Below are 14123 nucleotides of genomic sequence, written 5' to 3' on the forward strand. Positions count from 1 at the left end.
GAAAGCCTAACTGCGGCATAAGTTTGTTCTAGCTGATGCGCAAGCGTCGTCTCCAAGCCAATCAGATCGCGCGCCTGGTAATCGATTGGCTGGGCATCGAGATACGCGTGATTAAAGCGGTGATAGAGCTTGACCTGGGCACTGGTGCGCGCCGATGCGCTGCGATATGGCACGTAGCCCATCCCGGCATTGACCTCGGCGCTGTCACCGCGATATTGCTGCGGCTCCATGTATCCGGCCACGGTTTGCAGATAACGCGACGTGCTCGCGTTCACGAAGAACGACGCGTAGCCCATAGGGACGTTCCAGTTGACGGACCCCGAGCGCGAGGCTTTCTGGTGATCAGTAAAGTCGGCGTTGGTGCTGCCCGAGAGCGTGAGTTGATCGTATAAGTGCAGCGGCGAGTCGAATGTGAACGTGCCGTTCAGATTAAAGCGTCCGGTCGAATCGATGCCGTAGTTGTCGGCGCCTATGGTCGCGTGCCAGCGCTTGCTCATAAGCGGATCGGCGGCGGGTTTGATGAGTAGTACCGATTCCCCCAAGGTGTCGCCTGGCTGGATATCGAAGGCGGTGACGGCCTGAGCGCTCAAGCGGCGAATCGATTCGAGCGCCTGATCGACATCGCGCTGGTTGTAGATTGCGCCTGGATAGGTGGGAAGCACCATGCGCGACCAGCCAATCTCGCGGCCAACTTTGGAAGCGGCGGCACCAGGCTGTTCGGCGGCCCCTTTGGTGGAAGGCGCCGCCGGCGACTGTTCATAATCTTCCGCTGTGGCAACGCGTACCGCGCTCACGCGCCCGGCAATCACTTCCATGTTCAGCACACCCGACGCCAGGTTCTGCTCAGGGATCAACACCCGCGAGGTAATAAAGCCGCGCGCGATCAGCGCATTGCTTGCCGCTTCGCCAATGATGCGAACCGCTTGCTTGCCGATGCAGGCACCGATTACTGGCTGCAACAGTGCATCGAGCCATCCAAACGGGTTGTGCAGCAGGTGGAGTTCGCGCACCGCAAAGCACGGCGTTTCTTGTGGCAACGAAGCGAGATCAATTACCGGTAGAACAGGCGCCTCAGTCTGCACGCTCGGCCGTTCGCTCGCCCGTTCCTCGGTTTGCTGACGCTGTTCGTCCTGACGGCGTTGGGCGTCGATACCTGGTGCATTGATCTGCGCGACTTGAGCCGCGCTATATCCCGTTGCACTCAGAAAAGCCAGTCCTGCAGCGAAGGCAAACAACGTGCGGCGAGTCGCGCGAACTGGAATCATGGATTCAATGGTCGGAATTATTCCCGGCACAAGGCAACGTCCCTGAGCCCGTTGGGTACGAATGGAAACACTTTCAAATGGGGCGCAATATTAAGGTGTGGACTCCAGAATAACGGCTCAGTAATTTCCTAAAGTTCGTAGAGTGATTGCTCCGGTTGATTTAGACGTCAAATTAGAGTAGGTGACTCCGCCCGTTCGTACCAAGCAAGTCGCCTACGCCAACGCGCTTCCCAAGCCCAAAGGCGGATCGACCTTTCTTTCATCGCCGATAACTAGGGGCTCTCGGGCTGTAACGATCTTCGTTGAGCTTTAAGGATGCAGGTCGCAATGCTGCGGAGCTCGACTTCACAGCGATTGCCACGCTCTTTGATTTTTCGTGCCGATGGAATAAACGTGCGATCTCAGCGTTCTATGAGTACCGGCAGTACCGGCAATAACTCGCCGATATTGAAAACGGATCGACGATTCGCTGCTGACGTGCGCAGCGCATCCCGCCGCCGTCGAAGCGTTATGCCGATTTTCACAACCAAAAACCATAGGAAAGAAATCGCCATGCCGAGCGAAGAAGACCTTAATTCACATCACTGGCTGACGTTCGGCGCCGCGCCGCTCAGCCTTCTTGCGCAACGATCACTGATCTTCCGGCAATTGGGTGCATCGAACCTCGGAGGCCCTTGTATCGTGGCAGGTGGTCGCCATCTTGATGCTGTTGGGACGAACGGTGCCACCAACCTCGACGTGGCGCTTGAGTACGAGTCTGGCACCGCGGTCTCGGCTCTGACGACGACACCCGGTGGCGACGGCACGACGTACTGGTATCCCTACGTTGAGACGGGTGTCGGCGAATGTGACGTCAGCTATGACGTGCCGTTGAATACCACGGCGCTGACGGCCGGCATGAATGGATGTTCCCTGCGAATCTACGTCAATCCGGCTAGAGGGCTCATCAAGTTCTGTCACGACAACAACGGACTGTATGCCGACGATGCAGCCTACGCGGCCAAAGGTTTTCAGCACCTGCAAAGCATCAATGCCGATGATCGCATGCGCGGCCTCCCGGCTCAAAACGTCAACGACTACTGGGAAGCGGCGATTCGCGGACCCGCATCGGGCATCTATTTTATTTGCATGAAGACCGCGGCCATGCAGTGGACGATCTATCAGTCCGTGGCGATCGGTGGTCGTCGCGAAGAAAGAATCCCGGGTGTGTTTCGCGCATCGACACGGGTCGTTCATCCATTCACGGGCAGGCAGAGTTACAACAAGGTCGTCGTGGTAGTGGATATCCCCCCACTGACAGGCGCCAGGCGGTCGAGTGCGGCCGGGACCGACGATCTGCCGGTCTAGCGCTTCCCAGAGATTTTACTTTGCATCCCTTACCGATCGCGATTCGAGCGATCACTGCGCGAACATCGTCCTGTAATACTCGCGCCCTTGCTCCAGATGCACGCCAAACCCAAACCCGCGCATCAGCATATCGTTCATATCAGCGCGGGTGATCTTCATCACGTAGCTGTGTTCCGTCGTCACCAGCTTGCAGCTTCCGTGCGTCTCCGATGAATCGAACCACTTCCCCGGATCGGCATGTCCTGCCGGGTATGTGTGGCCATCGCGTTCGACTTGCCATCGGCCATCGAGCAAGATCCAGTACGCATCATCCCTTACCGCCGGCCCACACTCCGCCACGACCGTCCCTGCATACGCTTCCCATTCCTTCGAATGGTCGATGGTCCAGCGCAACTGCTCATGGGTCAGCGCCGTGAAAAACGGCGTCTTCCTGAGCAGATACAAATACGTCGTCGATGCCTTCATGGCCGTGTTACCTCCCTCATTCGCGGGGCCCTGCTGACCGCATGCAGCGGCGGTCAGCAAAAGAAGGCCAAGCCATGCGCCACGGGTAAAACGCCCGGTTTTAGTCACGTCTTCGAGTCCTCACGTTCGCTTCGCGGAGATCGCAAATGGCGACGCACGCTTCGATGTGCCATTCAAACGCTCAGGCAAGACCACCATTGCCGCGCAGCACCTGTCCGTTGACCCAGCCCGAATCCTTGCCCGCAAGGAACGAGACAATCGATGCAATATCTTCCGGTTGCCCCAGGCGTTGCAGCGGCGGCATCTTGGCGAAGGTCTGGATCTGCTCTTCGGTTTTTCCATCGAGGAAAAGCGAGGTCGCAATCGGACCCGGCGCGACCGCGTTCACGCGGATATCGCGGCCGCGCAATTCCTTCGCGAACACATGCGTAAAGGCTTCGACGGCGGCTTTCGTCGCGTTGTAAATGGCGTAGCCGGGCATGTTCAGCGCAAGCGTGGTGCTCGAGAAATTCACGATCCGGCCACCGTCGTTCATCCGCTTCGCCGCCTCCCGCAGGGTGTTGAACGTGCCGCGCACATTGATGCCGAAGGTCTGGTCGTAGAGCGCATCGGAGGTTTCGGCAAGCGGCAAGCTCTTCAGTACACCGGCGTTGTTCACCAGAACATCGATCTTGCCGAGCTGCTGTTCGGCGGCATCGAACATGGCGCGGACATCGTCTGCCTTCGATACATCTGCCTTGATCGCGATGGCCTTCGTACCCTTCGCCGTCAGTTCCGCTGCAAGCGCATCGGCTTCTTTCGAGCTCGAAGCGTAGTTGATGGCGACGGCAAACCCGTCATCGGCGAGACGCCGCGCCACTTCAGCACCGATACCCCGCGATGCGCCCGTGACAATGGCTACCTGGCTGTTCTTGATTGCATTCATGATTCGCTCCTTTCGTCGAGTTGCAAATGGGCAGTGCGTGATTGAAGTATCGATCATCGATGCAGATTGATAATCACCTCATATTTGGTAATATCGTTCCATTTACTTTAACAATAGAGTGTGTGAGCCATGGACCGGTTCCAGGAAATGCAGGTGTTCATTCGCATCGCGGAGCGCAGCAGCTTTACCCAGGCCGCCGATGACCTGCAGATACCGCGCGCCACGGTGACGAACCTCCTCAAGCGCATGGAAGAACGGCTCGGCACGCGCCTGCTGGAGCGCACCACGCGTACGGTGCGCCTCACGCACGACGGCGAGGCGTTCTACCGGCGCTGCGTACGCCTGATCGCCGATATGGAGGAAGCCGAGGGCTCGTTTCGCAACGTCGCGCCGAAGGGTCTGCTGCGTGTGAACGTGCAGGGAACCCTCGCGAAGAATTTTGTGGTGCCCGCGCTGCCGGGGTTTATCGCGATGTATCCGGATATCGAATTGCAGATCGGCGAGGACGACCGGCTGGTCGATCTGGTGCGCGAGGGGATCGATTGCGTGCTGCGGGCAGGGACGCTGCAGGATTCATCGATGGTCGGACGCCGCGTCGCGCTGATGGAACAAGTGACGGTCGCTAGTCCCGCGTATCTGGCGCAATTCGGCGAGCCGCTGACGCTCGAAAGTCTGAGCGTACATCGGGCGGTGAATTATGTATCGAGCGGATCGGGACGCGTGTTCCCGCTGGAATTTACCGTCGATGACCGCGTGGTCGAAATGCAGTTGCCGGCGGTTTTATCGGTGACCGGGGCGGATTTGTATACGGGCGCCGCAGTGGCTGGACTCGGGATGGTCCAGGTGCCGCGGTATCGGGTCAAGGAGGAACTGTCGGAAGGAAAGCTCAAGATCGTGCTCGATGCGTTTGCGCCGCCGCCCATGCCGGTAAGCGTGCTTTATCCGCAAAACCGGCAGTTGTCGTCGAGGGTGAGGGTTTTTGCGCAATGGCTGAGGGATATCTTTGAAGCGGCTTTTTAAGCCGTTTTAATCCGCCAATCCGTGCCCTCAAACGGGGTATATTTGATCCGCGAGTTGCGGGTAAAACGAACGGCGTGGCGATTCCCTGGAGACATACCATGGCAAACTGGACACCGGATCCGAGCTTCTATCCTTCCCCACGCATGGCGATGAAGGCGCCGCCCGAGACCTTTGCTTACGTCGCCAGCTTCGACCCGACACGGCAGGTGCCGGATGCCATCGCGATCATCGATCTGGACCCCGCATCCCCGACATATTCGCAATTGCTCAACAACGTCAGCATGCCCAACACGGGCGACGAGTTGCATCATTTCGGCTGGAACGCGTGCAGTTCGTGCCTGTGTCCCAATGCGCCGCATCCGCATGCAGAACGCCGCTATCTTGTCGTGCCGGGTCTGCGGTCATCAAGAATCCATATCCTCGATACCAAGGCGGACCCGCGCAATCCGAAGATCGTGCGCGTGCTCGAGCCCGCGGAAGTTGCTGAGAAAGCCGGTTATACGAGGCCGCACACCATCCATTGCGGACCTGAAGGCATCTACGTGGCGGCGTTGGGCAACGCGCAAGGCGAAGCGCCTGGCGGCATCTTCCTGATGGATCACGAAACCTTCGACATACGCGGTCAATGGGAAATCGACCGCGGCCCACAACAACTCGCATACGACGCATGGTGGCATCTCGGACACGACACCATGGTCACGAGCGAATGGGGTCTGCCCGCCACGTTCGAGAACGGCCTGGTTCCGGAAATCCTGCTCGGTGGAAAGTACGGCCACAAGCTGCACTTCTGGGACCTGCATACACGCAAGCACAAGCAGGAAATCGATTTCGGCGAAGAGAACCAGCTCGTGTTCGAACTGCGTCCGGCACACGATCCGACCAAGGCTTATGGCTTCGTGAATTCGGTGATCAGCCTGAAGGATCTGTCGTCATCGATCTGGACGTGGTATCGCGATGGCGACAAGTGGGCGGTCAAAAAGATCATCGAGATTCCGGCCGAGCCGGCCGATCCCGATCTGCTGCCGCCCATGCTCAAGGGCTTTGGTGCGGTGCCGCCGCTCGTGACGGATATCGACTTGTCGATGGACGATCGTTTTCTCTACGTCGCATGTTGGGGTACGGGCGATCTGCGTCAGTACGATGTCTCCGATCCGTTCGCGCCCAAGCTCACGGGAACAGTACGCATTGGCGGGATCGTGTCGCGCGAATCGCATCCGAAAGCGGATGGGCGCAAGCTGAACGGTGGTCCGCAAATGGTTGAAGTCAGCCGCGATGGACGCCGCGTGTATTTCACCAACTCGCTGTACGGCGTGATCGATGACCAGTTTTATCCCGAAGGCCTGAAGGGCTGGATGGTGAAGCTCGATGCCGCGCCCGATGGCGGGATTGAATTCGATCCGCGTTTTCTGGTGGAGTGGCCCTCGACGCACCGGCCGCATCAGGTGAGGCTGGAAGGCGGCGATTGTTCGTCGGACTCGTACTGTTATCCATGAGCGCCTGAACGTGGCATGGGAGTGGTTTGCGATCGCCGGGCTCGGGTTGTTTCATGGCATCAATCCGGCCATGGGATGGCTCTTTGCGGTGGCACTCGGGTTGCACAGGCGCAGCCGGCGCGCGGTGCTGTGGGCCCTTCCGCCCATGGCGCTCGGGCATGCGTTATCGATCGGCGTGGTGGCCGGTCTCGTGCTCGCCACGGGCTTTGTCTTTGACGGCCACGCAATCCGCATCGCCAGCGGTGCCTTGCTGATTGCGTGGGCCGCCTATCACGTCAAGTACGGCCACCGGCACCGCGTGCGGGTTGGCATGACCACGGGGTTCGTCGGGCTCGTCGTATGGTCGTTCCTGATGGCGACCGCACACGGCGCAGGACTGATGCTCATCCCTGTCCTGATTCCACTATGCAGCGCGATGCCGGTTCATTCATCCGGCCCATTGATCGTTTCCATTGCAGCGGTCAGCTTGCATACGTTGACCACATTGTTCGTGACCGGTGCCATCGCGCTGCTGGTTTATGACTGGCTCGGCGTTGGCGTGCTCAGACGCGGCTGGATCAATTTCGACAGGCTCTGGACTGCCGGGCTCGTGGGCACGGGCGTATTGTTGATCGCGACCGCCTGACGCGTCAGTGCTCAGCCAGTGGGTTATATTGGCTCTTGCTTTTGAGAACCGAAGTTCACGGAGTACCAATAATGATCATCGAAGAAAACAACCAGCTCATGCTAAGGCCGCTCGAGCGCACCGACCTGCACTTCGTGCACGGACTGAATAACAACGCGAAGATCATGCGTTACTGGTTCGAAGAACCGTACGAAACTTTCTCCGAACTCTCGCAGCTTTACGACCGTCACGTGCACGACCTGCGCGAACGCCGCTTTGTTGCCGTCGATAAATCCGGCGAACCCATCGGCCTTGCGGAACTGATCGAACTCGACTATATCCACCGCCGTGGCGAGTTTCAGATCATCATCGCGCCAAGTGCGCAAGGCCAGGGATATGCAACGAGCGCAACGCTGCTTGCAACGGACTATGCGTTCTCCGTGCTCAACATGCGCAAGCTTTATCTGATCGTGGATGTGTCGAATACGGCCGCGATTCACGTCTACGAAAAATGCGGATTCAAGCGGGAAGCAGAGCTTATTGAAGAGTTCTTTGGCAACGGCAGATATCACAACGCCTACCGCATGTGCATTTTTCAGCACGAATTTCTCATGCAGGCACAGGCCGGAACACGCGCCGCGAGATAGCCATTCGCGGTGGTTTGACGCACCACCGCGAAGAATCCGTGCACCGCAGATGTGAATATTAAGTATCCGCTCAAGTAACGGATCATCGAGGCCGATAAACCGCGTACAGGCGTGGCATTATTCGCGCGAGTTGCATCGCCCTTGATCCGATACGGCTGCACACCATGAAGCGGAACCTGTTCTTCCGGATGCTGGCCCGCCTGCGAGTCGGCCGAAAACTCCTGCTCATCTACCTGCTCGACCTGAGCGCGGTGGTGTTCATCAGCGGCATCCTGATTCACGAGAAGTACATCGCCATCGATTTCTCCGACAAGGAAATCGTCGGCAACGCCTATCTCCAAACCGTGCGCGATGCGCTGATCGACGTCACGCTGATCGGCGCCGGCAAACACATGACGTCGGCCCGGCTCCGACAGGACGCCGAACGCCTTGCGATTGCCGAGCAGCTTTACGGCGCGAACATGGAAAGCGCCGTACTCAACGACCATGTGCGCGACACGCTGAAGCTGCTGGCGCAGGAAACGCAACCCGATGCCGCCTCGGTCACGGATGCACTCACCGCCTGCCGCGAACTCATCACGCGCGTGGGTAACCAGTCGAACCTGATCCTCGATCCGGACCTCGACAGCTATTACGCAATGTCCCTGTCCGTGCTGCGCTACCCCGCGCTGCTCGAATCCATCAACGGCATTGGCGCGCAATTGCGCGATACGCCTGTCACGCCGTCGAAAGCCGAGCAGATGCGCACGCATTACCTCGTGCTCGAAGGGCAGCTCGACGCCGTACTGCAAGGGTTCAGATCCGATTTCGCCGAAGCCACCGCCGCCAATCACAGCCTGACGGTGGCGCTCACGCCTTCGGTCAGCAAAATGCTGGAGGCGATCGAAACCTATCGCGAAGTCGCGCGGGCCACTGTCGATTTGGGCGCGGCGGCCGACCCGGCGCTCCTCAAGTCCGCCGATGAGGCACAACAGGCCGTGGTGGGGCTCGCGCGGGATTCGTGGCGCGACACAGCTACCGAGCTCACCGGCCTGCTGCGAGCCCGCGTGAGCGGCCTGTTCTCGCGCATGTGGCTGCATCTCGGCACGGCGCTTTTCCTGCTGTGCGGCATCCTCGTGATGGTATTTTTCGTGGCGCAACAAATCTCGCGGCCGTTGCGCCAACTTGCACGCGTCATGGATACCGTCAGACGCACCGGCGATCATTCGTTGCGCGCAAGCTGGCCCAGCCAGGATGAAATCGGGCAGCTCGTGATCGGCTTCAACGAAATGCTCGAACAACTCGATCACGAGCGCGATGTTCAAAAGGAACTTGCCGCGACGGCGCGTGCATCGGAAGCGCAGCACGCGCTGGTGGAAGCCACGCCGGTGCCCATGGTCGTCACGGCGATTCCCGGCCACGAGATCCTCCACGCCAACAAGCCCGCCCTCTTCTGGCTGAACCACAGCGTTGCCGACCCATGGGCGCGCGGCCTGGACTCCGCAGTACGGGCACGCTTTTTCCAGCAGCTATCGGATCGTGGCGCTGTCGACCAGTTCGAAGTCCGCTGGCGTGCAACGGATGAACCCACGTGGGCCATGCTGTCCGCGCGGCGTCTCGTCTTCCAGGGGCAGGACGCGGTGCTCACGGCGTTCACGCCCATCGACCAGATCAAGCTCATGGAGCAGCGCCTGGAACTGTGGGCGAAGGTATTCGAGGCATCGTCGGAGGCCATTCTCATACTCGACAGCGAATACTGTCTGCTTACCGCAAACCCCTCGTTTTATCGCGCGACGGGTTACGGCGCCGACGATGTATTGCGTAAGCAACCCGAGTTCATTTCGATTGGACTGCCCGGCAGCAACGAGGGAGCAAGCGTCGCCGCCGCGGTGGGACGCGCGAGCAACTGGCATGGCGAAGCGCAGGTCCGGCGCCCGCATGGCGGCGAATATCCGGCGTGGCTGATCGTGAGCGCGGTGCGCGACAAACGCGGCAACGTCTCGCATTACATCTGCACGCTGATCGATGTCACCGAGCGCAAACGCAGCGAAGCACGCATCCAGTTTCTCGCGGAGCATGACGTGCTCACCGAGCTTCCAAACCGCGCACTTTTCTCCAAGCGGCTCGACAACGAATTGCACAAGTCAGAACGCAGCGGCGGTTGCGCGGCGGTGCTGTTCATCGATTTGGACCGCTTCAAGAACATCAATGATTCGCTCGGCCATCATGTTGGCGACGGTTTGCTGCGCTCCGTATCGCGCAGGCTGCTTGCCGCGGTTCGCTCGGGCGATACAGTCAGCCGTCTTGGCGGGGACGAATTTACCGTTGCGCTCAGCGGGGTGTGCAACGCTGCGGAAGCGGCGCAGATCATCGATGAAAGGCTCATTCCGCTGTTACGCGAACCGCATCAGATCGGCGGACTTACGCTGCAGGTATCGAGCAGCATAGGCGTGGCGATGTACCCCGCCGACGGCCAGGACATCAGCACGCTGATGCAGAACGCCGATGCCGCCATGTACCAGGCCAAGGCAGACGGTCGCAACCTCGTGCGGTTCTTTTCGCCCGACATGGCGGAGCGCACGCGGATGCGTTTATCGCTCGAAACGTGCCTGCGCTCGGCGATCGAGCGCAACGAATTACGGCTCGCGTACCAGCCGTGCCTGGATGCGCAAACCGGCGCACTCGCGGGCGTCGAAGGTCTGCTCCGGTGGACCAATCCCGAGCTTGGACCGGTCGGACCCGCGCAGTTCATTCACATCGCCGAAGAGACAGGCCTGATCATCTCCATTGGCGCTTGGGTGATCGACGAAGCATGCCGCCAGATTGCGCAATGGCGCGACGAAGACTCCATGACCGTGAAGGTATCGATCAACCTCTCCGCCATCCAGCTACGCGATACAAATATTGTCGAGACCTTGCGCAATGCACTCGCGGTCCATGAGGTAGACCCTGCCTTGCTCGAACTCGAAATCACGGAAACGGTGCTGATGGATAGCGCGGAGAACTACCTCGATGCCATTACCGGACTTCGTGCGCTCGGCGTGAAACTCTCGCTCGATGACTTCGGCACGGGCTATTCGAGCCTGAGTTACCTCAATCGTTTCCCGCTCGACCGCATCAAGATCGATCGCGCGTTCGTGCATGACATGCTCGATGCACCCGGCGATCTCGCCGTGATCAAATCGATCATCGGACTCGGACATGAGCTTGGATTGAAGGTCGTGGCCGAAGGTGTGGAGACCGAGCGCGAGGCGCGGATTCTGCGCGGTATCGGTTGCGACGAACTGCAAGGGTTTCTGTTTGCGCGCCCCATGGAACCCTCGCTGCTTTGGACATGGGCCGACGAACAAGCACTTGTTTGAACGTCGTCACACACGCTTGAAAGCGTTATGAAGCGCTTGCGAAATCGAATCCTACCCGTTGCAGGAGGCGTTGATTTCGCGGCGACACATTAATGAACGCGAGCTGCTTGCCGACCTTCTCGTAGCGCCGGTTCAACGCTTCAAGCGCGGCTATTGCCGAGTGATCGGCAAGATGCAAATGACCGCAATCGATGACGATCCGGCCTGGATCTTTCAGCGGATCGAACAGTTCGTGAAAGCGCGTTGTCGAAGCAAAGAACAACGTGCCGCGCGGGATGTAGGTCTTGTCGCCGGACGTGCTGGCGGTGACATCGGCATGAATGTCACGGGCGTGCTGCCACGCGAAGTTCAACGCGGCGATCACGATTCCGCACAGCACTGCAATGGCCAGGTCCGTGAATACCGTAATGACGGTGACCGCAATGATCACGACCGCGTCGCTGCGCGGCACCTTTCCCAGGACACGCAACGATCCCCATGCGAAGGTCTGCTGCGCCACGACGAGCATCACTCCTGCCAGGGCCGCGAGCGGAATGCGCTCGATCAACGGCGAAAGGAACAGGATGAACAGCAGGATCATGACGCCGCTGACCACGCCCGAAAGACGTGTACGGCCGCCTGAACTGAGGTTGATCATGGTCTGGCCGATCATTGCGCATCCACCCATTCCGCCGAAGAGACCCGACACCACGTTCGCCGCGCCAAGCGCGAGACATTCGCGGTTGGGCTGACCTTGCGTACTGGTGATGTCATCGGTGAGATTCAGCGTAAGCAGGGTTTCCAGCAAGCCGACAATCGCCATCAGCACCGCATACGGCAACACGATGCCCAACGTTTCGAGCGTCATGGGCACGGCGGGAATCTGGAACACGGGCAAGCTGCCTGCAACATGGGCCATGTCGCCTAGCGTACGCGTGGGAACGTGCAAAAGCTGGCAAAGCACGCCGATACCGACAATCGCAGCCAGTGCCGGCGGTATCGCTTTCGTCAGCCGCGGCAGCAAATAGACAATTCCAATCGTCAACGCGACGAGGCCGCACATGACATACAGCTCGGTCCCTTGCAGCCATTGCACCCCTTCGGTGGTCACATGCTTGAAGTGCTCGAGCTGCGCCATGGCAATGATGATCGCCAGCCCATTCACAAACCCCAGCATGACCGGATGCGGAACCATGCGGATCAGCTTGCCGAGCTTGAGCAAGCCGAACGTTGCCATGATCAGGCCGCTCAGCACGACCGTGGCTAACAGATACTGCGCGCCGTGCTGAACAACCAGCGCAACGATGACCACGGCCATGGAGCCCGCCGCACCGGAGATCATGCCGGGCCGTCCGCCGAACAGCGCTGTGATCGTGCAGATCATGAAAGCACCGTACAGACCCATCAATGGGTTCACTTGTGCCACGAGCGCAAAGGCGATGCATTCAGGGACGAGCGCGAATGACGACGTAAGGCCTGCGAGGACGTTGCTTTTTATATCGTGGGCGAAGCGGCTTTGCCGCTGCCGAGAAGAGCCGGTTTTCATGTGGTGCGTGGATTGTGCTTGAAGCAATACAGGATCAGCGCCGGCAGATGGTGTGTGCGTTTTGACTACCGGGAGCCGTGATGACGTGTGGACAATGCCTGCGCAACTACATGGGTCTGATCAAGGGGTGACGATGTGAAGAAGATGAGGACACAACAAGCAAGGCCAAATTTTACAACACTTGAGGCAAACGCTTAAAAACGGCCTCGAGCATTGCCTTTAAAAAAACATGCGCCCTGGATCGTTTTACGCGGTATGCGAAAACGAAAACGGAGACGCCATGCCCAATCGCTATCCCGTCATCTACATTCGCGGCTACGCAATGACGGTATCGGAGCGAAACGATACAGCTGCGGACCCGTTCTGCGGTTTCAACGTAGGGTCCACGCTGTATAGGGCTACGGGTGCTTCGGACAGGCAGCCCGCGAAGTTCGTGTTCGAGTCGCCGCTTGTCCGGCTTGCATCGGAATATCAGTACCAGCATGTGTATCAGGATGGATACGACATCATGGACCCGGACTGGTCGCCACCACGAGATGACAATGGCAACTCGATTCCCGGAATACCCGCTTCATCGATCATCATCTACCGGTACTACGACGACGGCTCGGCACTTCTCGGCGACGGTAAATCCAGAAAGGTCGAAGTCTATGCGCAAGGCCTGAACGACCTGTTGAAGCGCGTCAAGGAACTCGTTTTGCAGCATCGGCCAGCCGACGGCAGCCCGCCGATGACCGACAAGGACTTCAAGTATTACCTCGTGGCGCATTCCATGGGAGGTCTTGTAGCGCGTGCGTTTCTTCACAACACGAGCGAAGACTTCAGACCGATGCGCGAAGCTGCCGACAAGTTCTTTACCTTCGCCACGCCCCACAATGGAATCGATGTGCTCGGCATCAACGTGCCGTCTTGGCTCACCGCGGAACAGGCGAACACGTTCAACCGCGACGAGATGACCACGTATTTGAACCTCCAGCAGATCTCGCCGCAATTCAATGGCCGTGTCGATCTGATTCCACAAAGCGCGATGCCATCGGACCGGATCTTTTGCATGGTCGGAACGAATCGCGGCGATTACGAAGTGCTGCAAGGTGTTGTTCGCGCGTTCGTAGGCAACGGCAGCGACGGACTGGTGCGCGTGGATAACGCGTCGCTCTGGGGCGTCGATGACAACATGGCAACCCGGCAAGTCGCCACCAACTACGCGTTCCGGTCGCATTCGGGCTACTTCGGCATCGTCAATTCGGAAGAGGCGTACCAGAACCTGGTGAGGTTCTTGTTCGGCGATGTACGCGTAGAAATCTGGGCTGACATAGACAGCGTTACCTTGCCTGATGAACTGGTTCCGCAGGCATCGAGTGTCACGGCGCTTTACCAGTTCGAGATGTGCGCCGCCCCAAAAGGGAAGCGCTGGTTCCTCACGCGCCGAAAGTCGGTGGAGGATTCACCCGCTGTTCGATCCCGCCAGCAATTGACCGGCGCCGACGCCAA

11 protein-coding genes are annotated in these 14123 nt (G+C 59.1%); 7 read left to right on the forward strand and 4 right to left on the reverse strand.

The genetic code is table 11. The annotated features are described in order from the left end of the window. Nucleotides 1-1265 (reverse strand): ShlB/FhaC/HecB family hemolysin secretion/activation protein (locus ACFFAR_RS10530; RefSeq protein WP_375507855.1); only part of this gene is annotated, 1265 nt, incomplete at its 3' end. A gap of 411 nt (nt 1266-1676) precedes the next feature. Between ACFFAR_RS10530 and ACFFAR_RS10535 the strand changes: the two genes are divergently transcribed. After that, nucleotides 1677-2612, forward strand: coding sequence for a hypothetical protein (locus ACFFAR_RS10535; protein WP_174362682.1), 936 nt, complete (start codon nt 1677-1679; stop codon nt 2610-2612). Nucleotides 2613-2663: 51 nt separating this feature from the next. Here ACFFAR_RS10535 and ACFFAR_RS10540 read toward each other — a convergent pair whose 3' ends face one another. Next, nucleotides 2664-3077 (reverse strand): hypothetical protein, encoded by a 414-nt coding sequence (locus ACFFAR_RS10540; protein ID WP_174362681.1) that lies wholly within the window; start codon nt 3075-3077, stop codon nt 2664-2666. A gap of 181 nt (nt 3078-3258) precedes the next feature. After that, nucleotides 3259-4002 (reverse strand): SDR family oxidoreductase, encoded by a 744-nt coding sequence (locus ACFFAR_RS10545; protein ID WP_174362680.1) that lies wholly within the window; start codon nt 4000-4002, stop codon nt 3259-3261. 129 nt (nt 4003-4131) lie between these two features. Between ACFFAR_RS10545 and ACFFAR_RS10550 the strand changes: the two genes are divergently transcribed. The 5 genes from ACFFAR_RS10550 to ACFFAR_RS10570 all read left to right on the forward strand — a co-directional run bounded on the left by ACFFAR_RS10550 (nt 4132) and on the right by ACFFAR_RS10570 (nt 11107). Further along, nucleotides 4132-5022, forward strand: coding sequence for a LysR substrate-binding domain-containing protein (locus tag ACFFAR_RS10550; RefSeq protein ID WP_174362679.1), 891 nt, complete (start codon nt 4132-4134; stop codon nt 5020-5022). Nucleotides 5023-5120: 98 nt separating this feature from the next. Continuing rightward, a complete protein-coding gene (locus ACFFAR_RS10555; RefSeq protein WP_174362678.1) occupies nt 5121-6515 on the forward strand; it encodes a selenium-binding family protein in 1395 nt (464 codons plus the stop codon). Nucleotides 6516-6585: 70 nt separating this feature from the next. Continuing rightward, nucleotides 6586-7140 (forward strand): hypothetical protein, encoded by a 555-nt coding sequence (locus ACFFAR_RS10560; protein ID WP_375507856.1) that lies wholly within the window; start codon nt 6586-6588, stop codon nt 7138-7140. Between the two features lie 71 nt (nt 7141-7211). Further along, entirely contained in the window at nt 7212-7766 is a 555-nt protein-coding gene (gene speG, locus ACFFAR_RS10565) for a spermidine N1-acetyltransferase (RefSeq protein WP_174362677.1), read from the forward strand. A gap of 164 nt (nt 7767-7930) precedes the next feature. Continuing rightward, nucleotides 7931-11107, forward strand: coding sequence for an EAL domain-containing protein (locus ACFFAR_RS10570; RefSeq protein ID WP_174362676.1), 3177 nt, complete (start codon nt 7931-7933; stop codon nt 11105-11107). Nucleotides 11108-11132: 25 nt separating this feature from the next. Here the strand turns inward: ACFFAR_RS10570 and ACFFAR_RS10575 are convergent, their stop codons facing one another. Beyond that, complete coding sequence (locus tag ACFFAR_RS10575) at nt 11133-12632, reverse strand: solute carrier family 23 protein (RefSeq protein ID WP_174362675.1); 1500 nt, start codon at nt 12630-12632, stop codon at nt 11133-11135. A 280-nt stretch (nt 12633-12912) separates the two neighbouring features. On the opposite strand from ACFFAR_RS10575, the gene ACFFAR_RS10580 reads away from it, so the two are divergent. Continuing rightward, the coding region (locus tag ACFFAR_RS10580; protein ID WP_174362674.1) for a hypothetical protein at nt 12913-14123 on the forward strand (1211 nt) is incomplete at its 3' end.

It is taken from the genome of uncultured Caballeronia sp. (assembly GCF_964243625.1).
Classification (GTDB): Bacteria; Pseudomonadota; Gammaproteobacteria; order Burkholderiales; family Burkholderiaceae; genus Caballeronia.